At 40.4% G+C, this 13,266-nt stretch carries 13 protein-coding genes (1 of these 13 only partly in view); 10 read left to right on the top strand and 3 right to left on the bottom strand.

Translation table 11 applies throughout. The features are described from left to right. Positions 1 to 173 precede the first annotated feature (173 nt). The 3 genes from ppa to N6A79_RS13255 all read left to right on the top strand — a co-directional run bounded on the left by ppa (position 174) and on the right by N6A79_RS13255 (position 1,825). Positions 174 to 710, top strand: coding sequence for an inorganic diphosphatase (ppa, locus tag N6A79_RS13265; RefSeq protein WP_182418090.1), 537 nt, complete (start codon positions 174 to 176; stop codon positions 708 to 710). Positions 711 to 921: 211 nt separating this feature from the next. Next, positions 922 to 1,347, top strand: a complete 426-nt coding sequence (locus tag N6A79_RS13260) for a hypothetical protein (RefSeq protein ID WP_268546299.1) — start codon at positions 922 to 924, stop codon at positions 1,345 to 1,347. A gap of 220 nt (positions 1,348 to 1,567) precedes the next feature. Next, entirely contained in the window at positions 1,568 to 1,825 is a 258-nt protein-coding gene (locus N6A79_RS13255) for a hypothetical protein (RefSeq protein WP_268546297.1), read from the top strand. A gap of 282 nt (positions 1,826 to 2,107) precedes the next feature. On the opposite strand, the gene N6A79_RS13250 is transcribed toward N6A79_RS13255, so the two are convergent. Then, positions 2,108 to 2,776 carry a glutathione S-transferase gene (locus N6A79_RS13250; protein WP_268546296.1) on the bottom strand — a complete coding sequence of 223 codons (669 nt, stop codon included), beginning with the start codon at positions 2,774 to 2,776 and terminating at the stop codon, positions 2,108 to 2,110. A 155-nt stretch (positions 2,777 to 2,931) separates the two neighbouring features. On the opposite strand from N6A79_RS13250, the gene N6A79_RS13245 reads away from it, so the two are divergent. Further along, positions 2,932 to 3,627, top strand: coding sequence for an ArsR/SmtB family transcription factor (locus N6A79_RS13245; protein ID WP_268546294.1), 696 nt, complete (start codon positions 2,932 to 2,934; stop codon positions 3,625 to 3,627). Positions 3,628 to 3,722: 95 nt separating this feature from the next. Here the strand turns inward: N6A79_RS13245 and N6A79_RS13240 are convergent, their stop codons facing one another. Further along, a complete protein-coding gene (locus tag N6A79_RS13240; protein ID WP_268546293.1) occupies positions 3,723 to 4,196 on the bottom strand; it encodes a MaoC family dehydratase in 474 nt (157 codons plus the stop codon). Positions 4,197 to 5,064: 868 nt separating this feature from the next. Here N6A79_RS13240 and N6A79_RS13235 point away from each other — a divergent pair. The 6 genes from N6A79_RS13235 (at position 5,065) to N6A79_RS13210 (ending at position 12,678) form a co-directional block, all read left to right on the top strand. Then, on the top strand, positions 5,065 to 6,465 hold the full coding sequence (locus tag N6A79_RS13235) for an MFS transporter (RefSeq protein WP_182418085.1): 1,401 nt from the start codon (positions 5,065 to 5,067) through the stop codon (positions 6,463 to 6,465). Positions 6,466 to 6,587: 122 nt separating this feature from the next. Then, complete coding sequence (locus N6A79_RS13230; RefSeq protein ID WP_268546292.1) at positions 6,588 to 7,295, top strand: 3-oxoacid CoA-transferase subunit A; 708 nt, start codon at positions 6,588 to 6,590, stop codon at positions 7,293 to 7,295. Further along, complete coding sequence (locus N6A79_RS13225; RefSeq protein ID WP_268546291.1) at positions 7,292 to 7,987, top strand: 3-oxoacid CoA-transferase subunit B; 696 nt, start codon at positions 7,292 to 7,294, stop codon at positions 7,985 to 7,987. The genes N6A79_RS13230 and N6A79_RS13225 overlap by 4 nt, the downstream gene beginning before the upstream one ends. 1 nt (position 7,988) lies before the next feature. Continuing rightward, a complete protein-coding gene (gene pcaF, locus N6A79_RS13220; protein WP_268546290.1) occupies positions 7,989 to 9,194 on the top strand; it encodes a 3-oxoadipyl-CoA thiolase in 1,206 nt (401 codons plus the stop codon). Positions 9,195 to 9,303: 109 nt separating this feature from the next. Next, positions 9,304 to 11,286, top strand: a complete 1,983-nt coding sequence (locus N6A79_RS13215) for a bifunctional sugar phosphate isomerase/epimerase/4-hydroxyphenylpyruvate dioxygenase family protein (protein WP_268546289.1) — start codon at positions 9,304 to 9,306, stop codon at positions 11,284 to 11,286. 213 nt (positions 11,287 to 11,499) lie between these two features. Beyond that, positions 11,500 to 12,678, top strand: coding sequence for a metallophosphoesterase (locus N6A79_RS13210; RefSeq protein WP_268546288.1), 1,179 nt, complete (start codon positions 11,500 to 11,502; stop codon positions 12,676 to 12,678). An 87-nt stretch (positions 12,679 to 12,765) separates the two neighbouring features. Here the strand turns inward: N6A79_RS13210 and N6A79_RS13205 are convergent, their stop codons facing one another. Next, positions 12,766 to 13,266, bottom strand: the 3' portion of a protein-coding gene (locus N6A79_RS13205; RefSeq protein WP_182418079.1) for a disulfide bond formation protein B. 27 nt of this gene lie beyond the right edge of the window; the window shows 501 of its 528 coding nt (coding positions 28-528); the start codon falls outside the window, past its right edge; the stop codon is at positions 12,766 to 12,768.

Below are 13,266 nucleotides of genomic sequence, written 5' to 3'. Positions count from 1 at the left end.
AAAGGTACAAAATAACGAATTTGTGCATAAAAGATCACTGTTTTAACCCGTTTTAAAAAAATATATCCTTGCAAAAGGACTTTTCTTGGTTCAAAACACAGCTATTAAAAAATGTCATACCAACAAATATTGAGCCGTTACGGTTATCCATGGTACAATGAAAGGGCAATGAGATGAAGATTGATGCTATCTCTATTGGTAAAAATCCTCCTGAAGATGTGAATGTTATCATTGAGGTGCCAGTTGGTGGCCAACCAATAAAATACGAAATGGACAAAGAGTCAGGAGCACTTTTTGTTGACCGTTTCCTTTATACGCCAATGACCTATCCTGGCAATTATGGTTTTGTACCGCATACCTTATCAGAAGATGGCGATCCAATTGATGTGCTTGTGTGTAATACTCGGCCCTTAGTTCCCGGTTGTGTCATCAATGTACGCCCAATTGGCGCATTAATTATGGAAGATGATGGCGGCAAGGATGAAAAAATTATTGCTGTTCCAACTCCTAAAATGACTCAACGCTATGTTGATGTTCATGATTATTCCGATTTGCCTGAAATCTTTTTAAAGCAAATTGAACATTTCTTTGCCCATTATAAAGATCTAGAACCTAATAAATGGGTTAAAATTGAAGGTTGGCGGGATGAAGATTTTGCTCGTGAATTGGTTGTGCAAGCCATTGAACGCGCAAAAGCTGCAGGTAAATAATTTTTAGCCACCAATTTGTTTATAAAGCGGAGTGCCACAAGCGCTCTGCTTTTTTTATTGCCTTTGTGGGCATTCTAAAGATAAGGGATATAGGCGAGCTCAACTAAATGTATTCTGCTATGTTAATTAATATAGTACCTATGCCGCTAAAATATGGAGTAAATTTTTTTGCTTAAAATCACTTGGCCTAGTATTTGGTGTTGGGGGTAAAATGCATTTTTTACGAATTTTGGTTTTTTTGCCGTTTTTTATTTACTCGGGATTTTGTTACTCTGCTAAAAATGCTGATAATGAGGTTAAGAATAGACTTGTTGGTCAGTGCTGGAAGTATAAATATTTTACGAATGCGATAACTCTATACGAAAAGGACATTTGCTTTCACCAAGATGATATCCATATGGGCATTTACGAGTTTTATATGGGGGTTGGAATGGGTAGAGATATGGGCTGGGAAAATTGGTACACAAATGGCAACAAAATTTATTTGTTGGGGAGGTATGACGAAGATTTGGGCGAAGATCGTTGCCATATAGAAATAAAAGATAATGTGCCGCAATTTTATAGCTGCACACCAGCAGCGAAGGAATGGTTGGAGGTGCCATGGGGAACAACAGTTATTCGCCAAAAAATCAAGTAAGCCAAAATAGAACAATAATTTCAAGTAACATCGCTTCTTAGGCTTGAGTTAGATAGGCTGTTCTAATTATCTATTTTTAACAGTTTTATTGTTTTATGGTCGTTATAAGTTGTCTGAGCTTGATGTCTTTTATTTTAAAAGTGATCGATATTTTGACCGCGTGTTAAAGCTGCCAGTTTTTATCGTTATAAAGCCATTGTCAAAATTGTAGGGTTTGATTTTGCCTTACCTGTATTTGCCTTATTATTTTGATAAGAACGTATGGCAAGATATTGATTTTAGGCGCTCTCTTGATCTTGCCATTGCCGCAAGGGATGAAATGACCTTTGGCGAAGGACCGCAGCACCAGATGTTTGAAACTTATGCTGATGCAGTAAGTGATATGGATGGCACAATTTGTGTTAAAGCTGCCGCTTACGCCAAACAGCAGGGGTGGAATGATCTTGAAGATGATTGGTTTATTCTTTGTGCTTTATAAGGCGGCGGTCAAGTTGATTTTCAATTTTGGGATTAGGGTTGCTTTATCTTTGCTGCAAATCGTAAAGACACCATAAAAGGCGATTTCAGCAGAACCCATGCGGCCATCGATTCATCTTGAATTGATTTTTAGGTTTATCCACACACTATCTGGACCAAGAATCAAACCCTATTTTCAACCATTAGAGCGTTTCCGAGAAGTGTGAAGCGGTTTTTGGGTAAAAAACGCGGTGCAAACAATGGATTAGAGCGCCGATCTGATTCAATCAGATCGAAATGCGCTCTAAAAGTTAAGCCGCTCGTTGGCATTTAAGGTTTCTAAATAGCTTTTTGCTTGTTTATAGGCCGAGCGTTCTTGGGTTCTTTTTAAAAATGCTTGAATATGTGGACATTGGTCTGGAATTATAGAAGATAGCGCTTCTAACGCAAAACTCATTTGGATATCTGCAAAACTAAAATTGCCGGCAAAGTAATCATGTTTGGACAAATGATCCTCAACAAATGTGATGTGGTCATTTAATCGTGGTTGGCTAAAATTGGCTTTAATACCTGTTGTGATGATATTAACAATTGGGCGAATTATAAATGGAACTTTTTCGCTTACCTTATTCATAACAAATTGAAACATTAATAAAGGCATTAATGAACCTTCAGCATAATGCATCCAATATAAATATTGAAAAACATCAATATCTTTTTGTGGTTTGAACTGATGTTGTTGATCATATTTATTTTGAAGATATTCCAAAATAACCGCAGACTCAGCAATGACATCATCATTATCTTGTAGAATTGGCGCTTTGCCCAAAGGGTGAATCTTTTTCAATTCAGCCGGAGCCGAAAATGTAAGGGATCTTTTGTAATACTTGATTTCATAGCTTTTCTGTAGTTCTTCAAGCGCCCAAATAATGCGAAAAGAGCGAGACCGTTCCAGATAATGTAATGTTAACATATTGCCCTCTTATAGAGTCTCCAATAGCATTAATAGTATGCCTATATGTTTAAAAGATGTCATCCATACATGATCTGATTTCAATCGCTTAAATTGGTCTTGACAAAATATATTTTATCCAATATTCTAACAATCATTAGAATATTGGAATTTATATGGTAACGAAACATCAGATAGAACTTGCATCCCAAATGTTTAAGGCTCTTGCTGATCCGTTGCGGCTCAAGACCATTATGCTACTTGCGCAAGACGAGCGTAGTGTCGGAGAATTATCACAAATAGAAGGTGATAAAATTGGCACCGTATCGGCTCGTTTGAAAGTGCTTTTAAATGCACGTTTGGTGGAAAGACGCAAAGATGGCCAAAGGGTTATTTATTCCATTGCAGATCATCATATTCTTGCATTGGTCAGCAATGCGTTGGAACATGCTTGTGAACATCGGATTGATAATCAATTAACTGATAATACAGCAAATAAAGAGGAATTTATCATGAGTACTTGTAATCATCCCCAGCATGCCAATCACGATCATGAACATGGCGAAAATTGCGGTCATACTGCGGTAAAGCACGGCGATCACATCGATTTTTTGCATGATGGTCATTTACATCATCCCCATGATGGCCATGTTGATGAGCATGTGATTGAAGTAAGTTCAGAAAATCCAGATGGTTGCCATCCAATTGCGGATCATCTTGGCCATGATCATGCCCATGTTCATGGCCCAAATTGCGGTCATGAAGCTGTACCGCATGGCGATCATGTTGATTATTTGGTTGATGGCCGTTTACACCATCCTCATGGCGATCATTGTGATGATCATGGTCCATTGGAAGTTGTTTCAAAATAATTTCGAAATTTTGTGAGTGTTGGGGGGTAAGCAATTATCCCCCAAATGCTTTATGCGGTTAAATAGTGCCGATTGTAATGTAACAATCGCAATAATTAATCTTCTTTAGGTGGCACCATAGCAATCGTAATCCAGTCGGCTGTCAATGCTGGTTTTTTGCTATTTTCAATTTCAAGTGTCACATTATAATGGAAAACAATTCGTCCCGAGGGGCGAATTTCTGCATCGGAAACGACAAAACGTGCCCTAACTTTGCTGCCCGTTTTGACTGGTGCCATGAAGCGTACCTTGTCAAATCCATAATTAATGCCAAAAGTTTGGCCTTCGAGTTCTGGCAATGCTTCATAGGCAAGGGTAGATAACAGCGAAAGTGTCAAAAATCCGTGTGCAATCGTACCACCAAAAGGTGTTTCTTTGGCTTTTAGAGGGTCAGTGTGGATAAATTGATGGTCATCAGTTGCATCAGCAAATTGGTTGATCATATCCTGGCTAACAACACGCCAATCGGATAGGCCTACTTCTTGGCCAATTGATTGCGGAATATCCGCAACTGTTACTTTTTTTGCCATAATGGCCTCCATTCAATTACCCTTTATTCAACTGCACTCTGGTTTGCTTGGCAGCAAACCCTTTGCTTCACCTTATTTAGAGCATTTTGCAAAAATATACGTCTGTTGACGTAAAAATGCGATAAATAAACAAACTAGCGCACGCCACTGCCTGAATATAGGCTGAGGGTGTTCTAAGGTGCAGATCATTAATATCAGCGTTAAAACCCATTTACATAAATATGTGCGGCCCATGTGCTAAGTCTAGATCTGTGTGCAATCGCATAGCAGCTTTATGACCAAAAAAAAACTATTTTGGCTTTTTATATTAGCAATAATATGATTTACCGAGATTATTTTATCATTATCTGTTGATTTCGGCATTATGTGCTGATTTTGGTTAGTTAAGAAGCTGTAAAAAATGCTTTTTTTAAAAAATGCATAAAGGCATAGATTAATTTATGCGAGAATTTATCACTAGAGTTTCTCATATTGTTTAGAAAAAATATAACTATATATTTGATTAACATAACCATGTCGTTATGATTACAATATTTTTTTTGACTTCTAATATTAAATTAGTTATAAAAATGAAAAATGGGAGACGAGGAGTATTCCATTTCATTTTAAGAAAATAAATGACGGTGATTTCAAAACAGCTTTGCAGATAGGTTAAAGTTCAATACTTTAATTGGTGCTGCCCATTGGTTGGAAATCGCAAAATGTATTTTTAAAAAAGCTTGCATTGGGGAGCTCTTTAGATAATGCAATAGGAGCAAATTATCGATTTTTTCAAAACGTAAAATTGGTAAGCACTTGGGTCTTATTGTTGGTGAAAGAGTGCGGCATCTTTTTTGAAAATTCTCTATAGTCATCAGGAGGAGACAAAATGGGCACATCAGTAAATAATTCCACACCTCAAACAAAGGAATCGCGCAAGGCTGCGGCGAGTGGTTGGATTGGGTCAACCCTTGAATATTATGACTTCTTTATTTACGCTATGGCGGCATCATTTGTATTTCCGACATTGTTCTTTCCCGCTGGCAATCAAACAATAGGTATCATTGCCTCTTTGGCGACTTATGGTGTTGGTTATGTCGCTCGGCCAATTGGTGCTATTGCGCTTGGTCATTGGGGTGATCGTCATGGCCGTAAAAGCGTGCTCATTCTATGTATGTTTCTAATGGGCATATCGACAATTGGCGTTGGTTTGCTGCCAACCTATGAACAAGTCGGTATTCTTGCTCCTATTCTTTTGGTGTTGTTGCGTCTCTTGCAAGGGTTTGCTGTTGCAGGCGAAATGTCGGGTGCGGGTTCGCTGATCCTTGAGCAAGCCCCACTTGGACGGCGCGGTTTTTACGGTAGCTTTGCTCAACAGGGTATTAGCTTTGGCCAGCTCCTTGCTGCAGGTATTTTTATTCCTTTTGCTTACTTTTTACCTGATGAAGCGTTTATGTCGTGGGGATGGCGCGTGCCATTTTTGCTATCCATCATCGTCATCATTGCCGGCATTATGATCCGCCGCCATGTTAATGAAACAAAAACATTTACCAATGAAGTTAAGCAGGGCAAAAAGCCAAAAGCGCCAGTCATGCAGGCATTAAAATATCATTGGCGCGATATGCTTAAAGTCACTTTCATGTCGTTAAATAATATTGTGCCGGTTACCATTGCTGTTTTTGGCGCAACTTATGCAACGCAAGCTGCTTATGGTATTAATATAACCAAGGACGCATATCTTTGGGTTACACTATTAGCCAATATTGTTGCTGTTATTGCAACGCCTTTTATGGGCATGGCATCGGATAAATTTGGCCGCCGCCCCGTTGCAATCATTGGTATTGTTGGCTCTGGCGCTATGTCTTATTTCTTCTTGAATGCGATCAGCCAAGGCGACCTCTTTACCGCAATCATTTATGCAATGGTTGGTTGGGGCTTTATCTATCAAGGTTTTAATGCGGTTTATCCTTGCTATTATCCTGAACTTTTCCCACCTGAAGTACGTGTTTCAGCGGTTGCTATTGCCAATAATATTGGTGTGCCTGCTGCCTCTTTCATGGCATCGGTTTTTGTTTGGGTCGCTTCGCCCGGATCTGCAAATATTGCTTTAACAATTGGTCTATTTAGCTTTGGCATAACATGCCTATCTGGCTTTGCGGTTTTCGTTTCACGTGAAACCTATCGCCTTCGTGGCGAAGATCTTGGTAATCCTGATGCGCAGCCAGTTGATGGGGAAGAATATGAAAAAGCCCGCACTAGCTCTGTTTTACGTATCGTAAAACCAGCCTGATAGCGTTTATAATAAGCCAGCATTTCGATTAACCAAGCGAAATGCTGGCTTACAAAGCTCAATATTCAGTTTGAATCAGCATGTGATTAAACAATAACTTTTTCAAATATGGGAGAAATGACATGAATAAAACAATTGGCAGTCTAGCCGATGCTGTCAAAAATATCCATGATGGCGCAACCATAATGATTGGCGGATTTGGCGGTTCAGGTGCACCAATTGAACTTATTCATGCGTTGATTGATAAGGGCGCAAAAGACCTCACCGTTATCAATAATAATGCCGGCAATGGGCGCATTGGAATTGCCGCAATGATTGATGCTGGCATGGTCAAAAAAATGATTTGTTCCTTTCCGCGCTCGTCTGATCCGCGTGCCTTTACCGATGCTTATCTTGCCGGCAATATTGAACTTGAACTTGTACCACAAGGCACATTAGCTGAACGTATCAGAGCAGGGGGGGCAGGTATTCCTGCTTTTTATACACCGACAGCCTATGGCACGGAATTAAGTGAAGGCAAACCAATCGCCGAATTTGATGGTCGGTTTTATGTACAAGAACGTTGGCTAAAAGCTGATTTTGCACTGATTAAAGCAAAACTTGGTGATGAGCAGGGCAATCTTACCTATAATAAAGCCGCCCGCAATTTTAATCCGCTTATGTGTATGGCAGCGCAAAATACCATTGTGCAAGTATCCCAAATTGTAACTGCTGGCGAAATTGATCCTGAAGATGTGATAACACCGGGAATATTTGTCAATGCTGTTGTGGAAGTGACCAATCCTCAACAGGAAGAAGAATTGATCAGAGCAGGAGTGGTATATCAATGAGCCTTAATGTTTTTGATGAGATTAAATTATCCAATGCGCAAATTGCATGGCGTGCAGCCCAAGATATTATGGAAGGCGCTTATGTTAATCTTGGTATTGGCTTTCCTGAAATGGTGGCACGTTATCAGCCAGCCGGTCGGCAAGCAATCTTTCACACCGAAAATGGTGTTTTAAACTTTGGTGAAGCGCCACCAAAGGGTAGTGAAGACTGGGATTTGATTAATGCTGGCAAAAAGGCCGTTACACTAAAGCCGGGTGCTGCTTTCTTCCACCATGCCGATAGCTTTGCTATGGTGCGTGGCGGCCATCTCGATGTTGCTATTCTTGGTGCCTATCAGGTGGCACAAAATGGCGATCTTGCTAATTGGCGCGTTGGTAGCAAGGGTGTGCCGGCAGTGGGTGGTGCTATGGATCTTGTTCATGGTGCAAAGCAGGTTTTTGTTATTACCGAGCATGTTACTAAAAAGGGTGAACCCAAATTGGTTGAGGCTTGCACCTTTCCGCTTACTGGCGTGCAATGTATTACCCGTATCTATACTAGCCACGCGGTTGTTGATGTGGTTGATGATCATTTTGTTTTGCGTGAAAAACTAGCCAATATGTCGGTTGATGATTTACAAGCGATGACCGGTGCTAAGTTGCATCTTGATGGTGATGTTAAAGAATTAATTGTACCAGAGGTTGGGGAATAAAATGGGCGACGCTTTTATTTGTGATTATATTCGTACTCCTATTGGCCGTTTTGGTGGTGCTCTTGCTCCTATGCGCCCCGATGATCTTGGTGCGCTGGTGCTAAAAGCTTTGATGGAAAGACAAACCTCAATCGCCTTTGACGAAGTTGATGATGTTATTTTCGGTGGCGCCAATCAAGCAGGCGAGGATAACCGCAATATTGCCCGTCAGTCGCTTTTATTAGCTGGAATGCCAGTTAATGTCAGTGGCACAACAATGAACCGCCTTTGTGGTTCCGGTATGGATGCAATTATTGCAGCTTCCCGCGCGATTAAGTCGGGTGAAGCTGATCTTATCATTGCGGGCGGCGTTGAAAGCATGTCACGCGCGCCTTTTGTTTTGCCAAAGGCTGAATCAGCTTTTTCCCGTAAGGCGGAAATCCATGATACAACTATTGGTTGGCGTTTTGTCAATCCAGTGATGAAAGCGCAATATGGTGTGGATTCAATGCCGGAAACCGGCGATCATGTGGCGATTGACTATCATATCTCCCGCGAAGATCAGGATCACTTTGCCATGCGCAGCCAAGAAAAAGCAGCAATTGCTCAAAATAATGGTCGTCTAGCCAAGGAAATCATCGCAGTAAGTGTACCACAGGGTAAAAAAGAACCGATCTTGGTAAGCAAAGATGAACATCCGCGTGCAACATCATTGGAAGCATTGGCCAAATTAAAGACCATTAATAAAATGGCAGGCGCTACAGTCACTGCTGGCAATGCATCGGGCGTTAATGACGGTGCGGCAGCACTAATTATTGCATCAGAAGCTGCGATTAAAAAATATAATCTTAAACCATTAGTGCGCATTTTAGGCGGTGCTATGGCCGGCGTGCCACCGCGCATTATGGGCATTGGCCCAGCTCCTGCGACACAAAAATTATGTGCACGTTTAAATATCGCGCCGCAAGATTTTCATGTTATTGAGCTTAATGAGGCTTTTGCCAGCCAAGGCATTGCGGTTTTGCGTGAACTGGGTCTTGATGAAAAGGCTGATTACATTAATCCTAATGGTGGTGCTATCGCCCTTGGTCATCCGCTTGGCATGTCGGGCGCGCGTATTACTGGCACGGCTGCACTAGAATGTGCGCTTAACAATAAAAAGCTTGCTCTTGCCACCATGTGTATCGGGGTTGGCCAAGGCATCGCTATCGCGCTTGAAAAAGTGTAAATTTGTTTGCAATAAATAATGTTTAAAAATAATATTCTAGGCTAAGTTGTTTGCCAAAACTAAAACAGCTTAGCAATCCCACCTTTTGCAGGTTTTTAGGAGTGATGTGATGAAGACTTCCATAGCCACTGTATCCATTTCTGGAACCCTGCCGGAAAAATTGGCTGCTATTGCCAAAGCAGGTTTTGACGGGGTTGAAATATTTGAAAATGACTTTCTAACCTTTGATGGTAAGCCCGAAGATGTAGGCAATATGGTGCGCGATCATGGCTTGGCCATTACGCTCTTCCAGCCTTTTCGTGACTTTGAAGGCATGCCTGATCCTTATCGTCAACGTGCCTTTGATCGCGCTGAAAAAAAATTTGATATTATGCAGAAATTGGGTGCTGATATGCTATTGGTGTGCTCCAATCTTTCCGCTGTTTGTCTTGGTGGGATTGAACGCGCCGCCGATGATTTTCGTGAGCTTGGTGAACGAGCCAAACAAAGAGGCATAAAGGTTGGTTTTGAAGCCTTGGCTTGGGGCAAGCATATTTATGACCACCGCGATGCGTGGAAAGTAGTGCAACAAGCAGATCACCCCAATATTGGACTTATTCTTGATAGTTTTCATAGTTTGTCACGCGGTATTGATAGTCAAACAATAAAGTCAATCGATAAAGATAAGCTATTTCTTGTGCAATTGGCGGACGCACCACTTTTGGATATGGATCTGCTTTACTGGAGCCGGCATTATAGAAATATGCCGGGTGAAGGTGATCTCGCGGTTAAAGATTTTACCGCTGCTATAACTGACATTGGCTATGATGGTTATTTTTCACTAGAAATATTTAATGATCGCTTTCGTGGCGGTTCACCATTTTTAATTGCTCATGATGGTCATCGTTCATTGCTCAATCTTGCCGATAGCGTACGGCGGCAAACCCATTCTAAAACGTTACATTTAAAAAAAATGCCGGCGCCTATTAAGGTAAATGGTATTGATTTTATTGAGTTTTCAACCGATAACAAACAAGCTAGTGCGCTTTTTTCATTGCTTGCCCAATTGGGCTTTAAAAAGAGTGGCCAACACAAAACCAAAAATGTTGATTTATTCACCCAAGGCGATATCCGCCTCATCGTTAATCGCGATGAAAATGGATTTTCTAATTTATCTTTTGTGATGCATGGCACTATGGCCTATGCGGTTGCCTTAAATGTTGATGACGCAGAGGCGGCGTTCAAACGCGCTGTTGCATTGGATAGTGTGCCATTTGAACAGGCGGTACCTGACGGGCAGACCAAAATTCCAGCTATTCGCGGTGTTGGCGGTGGCATTATCTATTTCATTGATGATAAATCTGGACTGAAAGACTTTGCAATCAATGATTTTGAACCTGTGGTGAGTGATAATAAGGTCGCTACGGCCAGAACAAGTTCAAAAGATGCAGAGATAATTGATGCAAATTTAATTGATGCTGGGCTCTTGCATATCGACCATATTGCGCAAACGGTTGATTTTGATGAGATGCTGAGTTGGGTATTGTTCTATACATCCATCTTTGATGTGCAAAAAACGCCCGCCGTCGATATTATTGATCCATCAGGTATTATTCGCAGCCAAGTCATAGCCAATGAGGCAGGGAGTTTGCGTATTACCCTTAATGGTGCAGAAAACCGCCATACTTTAGCGGGGCATTTTATCGCCGATAAATTTGGTGCAGGTATTCAGCATATTGCTTTTTTAACCGATGATATTTTTAAAACGGCAAAAGCTTTACGCCACAATGGTTTCAAGACATTGAAAATATCGCCTAATTATTTTGATGATGTTGAAGCGCGATTTGGTCTTGATGAGGCTTTTTGCCAAAAATTGCGTGAAAATCATATATTGTTTGATAGCGATGAAAATGGCGATTACTTTCAGCTTTATAGTGAAACTTATGGCGAGGGTTTCTTTTTTGAAGTTGTGCAGCGCCAAGCTAAAGGTGAAAACAGTAAAAAGCCTTATGATGGTTATGGCGCAGCTAATGCAATTTTTAGAATTTCTGCCCAGAAAAAGCAGATTACTCCGCGAGGGATGCCAAAAATTACCGCTTCGCCAAAGGATTAAATCATTTTTAAAAAGTAAGTTGATCCTTTGCGCTAAATTATCATCTCAAGATTTCAAATACCTTGTGTCATAGATTTGTAATCCTAGTCAATTAAACTTGCCCCAAATATAGTTTTCATAATATAGCTCGTATATTCAAATCCAATGTATTTTTACTACTTTAATTTTTTATTGTGAAGACTATTCCATTTAATTGTACAAACGGGGTGTTTGATGAAAATATTAAAGCAATTCAAAACAATTGGTATTTTAGCTTTAGGGCTTGCGGCATTAGCAGGGATTAATTCTTCATCGGCTGAAAAATTTACTATTGGAGTTATTTCTGATACGCAAAATTATAATGATATAACCATGGCACAGCCACGCGGTGTCAATACATTTATTCAACAAATGCAATATATTGCTGACCAAAAGCAGGAAAAAAATATTGTTTTTGTTAGCCATATTGGTGATGTCGTTCAACATGGTGATGGGCAATTCCGCACCGGCATTGTTGGTCAATATACCTATTGGGATACCAGAAGCGAATGGGATTATGCGAATATTGGCATATCCGTTCTTTCAGAAAGTGGCATCCCCTTTTCAATTGTCCCAGGTAATCATGATTATGATAATTACTCTTGGTATGATGGCTTTAATAGTCCAGGTAAAAACCGTCCACTAAAATTGGGTTCCGTCTTTAATCTTTATTTTGGCCCGCAATCACGCCACTTTGTTGGTAAGGACTGGTATGGTGGTGCTTATGGCGGCGGTCTTAATAGCTTTCAGATTTTTGAAGCTGCTGGCAAGAAAATGCTGCATATAGGCTTGGAGCAAGAGCCAAGCGCCCGCGTTTTGGATTGGGCACAAAGGGTGGTTGATACTAATCCCGATATGCCAATTATTGTCACTACTCATGAATGGATAGAACCAAATTTTAAAGGTAAAACAGATCGTTCTAATAATTATAAGAATTATTTTGAAGGAACAGACCACTTACCGCCGGATGAAGTTTGGGATCAGTTCATTCGTAAAAATTCCCGCATTTTTATGGTGCTATCGGGTCACCATTATACGCCGCCGGTAGCAGGTGTTTCCAATGGTCAGAATATGCGCGTTGATAAAAATGAAGCTGGTTTTCCTGTTTATCAATTAGTACAGGACTACCAAGGCAATACCGTAGGCCTTGATGGTAAGCCTGAAACCGCTAATGGCGGTGCCGGTTGGATGCGCTTTATTGAATTTGATACTAAAAGGCAAAAGATCCATTTTTATACTTATTCAACTCTTTTGAATAAATATGCTGGTCGCGATGGTGAACATACATTTGGTCAAGATCCAAGCTTTTCAGATTTCGAGATTGATTTTCCACCGCAACTTGCTGATCCAATAAAATTGAAACGCGAATTTTAAAAAGCGCACTAATCTTTATAACAACCTATAAAAGGCTATTTCAATTATAGAAATAGCCTTTTTAATTTTAATGCATATTTTAAAAACTTATTTTTTCCGCGCAAAAGCACCTAAAAATGCAAGAAAAGCAAAAAAGAGTGACGCGATTGCATTCATGCCTGCCATAGAGATACCAAAAATCTGAAAGGCTGCGTCAGAGCAGGACACAGGGCGTGTTGCATTTAAGCGACTTAATAATGTTGATGCATCGCTGCCAATAGAAAGTTGTGAGCTTGAGCAATCGCTTGGCCCTTGCCAAAATTTATATTCCGCGCCAGCATGATAAACCGATAGAGCAAAATTATAAAATGTTAAAACAAATATAATAATAAAGATAAGACGGATAAGTGCACCAGGTCCGCGCATATAGCTTAATATAAAACACAGTGCTAGCAAAGGTGTGCCAATATAATAAGGGATGCGTTCTTCAAGGCAAAGCTTGCAAGGCAAAAAACCGCCAATGTATTGAAAGCCTAATGCGGTCAAAATAGTCGCTGCCATTAAAACAAATAAGATAGCGGATAATCCAATTTGCGTCGCATCAGTTTT

Origin of the sequence: Bartonella sp. HY761, assembly GCF_026743145.1 — a bacterium.
Taxonomy (GTDB): Bacteria; Pseudomonadota; Alphaproteobacteria; order Rhizobiales; family Rhizobiaceae; genus HY038.
The sequence above is the reverse complement of the archived record's forward strand: the minus strand, read 5'-3'. Positions and strand labels throughout refer to the sequence as shown.

Bases quoted from the DNA above. Each gene is read 5' to 3' on its own strand.
- ppa (WP_182418090.1), top strand. From the start codon at position 174: ATGAAGATTGATGCTATCTCTATTGGTAAAAATCCTCCTGAAGATGTG.
- N6A79_RS13260 (WP_268546299.1), top strand. From the start codon at position 922: ATGCATTTTTTACGAATTTTGGTTTTTTTGCCGTTTTTTATTTACTCG.
- N6A79_RS13250 (WP_268546296.1), bottom strand. From the start codon at position 2,776: ATGTTAACATTACATTATCTGGAACGGTCTCGCTCTTTTCGCATTATT.
- N6A79_RS13245 (WP_268546294.1), top strand. From the start codon at position 2,932: ATGGTAACGAAACATCAGATAGAACTTGCATCCCAAATGTTTAAGGCT.
- N6A79_RS13240 (WP_268546293.1), bottom strand. From the start codon at position 4,196: ATGGCAAAAAAAGTAACAGTTGCGGATATTCCGCAATCAATTGGCCAA.
- N6A79_RS13235 (WP_182418085.1), top strand. From the start codon at position 5,065: ATGGGCACATCAGTAAATAATTCCACACCTCAAACAAAGGAATCGCGC.
- N6A79_RS13230 (WP_268546292.1), top strand. From the start codon at position 6,588: ATGAATAAAACAATTGGCAGTCTAGCCGATGCTGTCAAAAATATCCAT.
- N6A79_RS13225 (WP_268546291.1), top strand. From the start codon at position 7,292: ATGAGCCTTAATGTTTTTGATGAGATTAAATTATCCAATGCGCAAATT.
- pcaF (WP_268546290.1), top strand. From the start codon at position 7,989: ATGGGCGACGCTTTTATTTGTGATTATATTCGTACTCCTATTGGCCGT.
- N6A79_RS13215 (WP_268546289.1), top strand. From the start codon at position 9,304: ATGAAGACTTCCATAGCCACTGTATCCATTTCTGGAACCCTGCCGGAA.
- N6A79_RS13210 (WP_268546288.1), top strand. From the start codon at position 11,500: ATGAAAATATTAAAGCAATTCAAAACAATTGGTATTTTAGCTTTAGGG.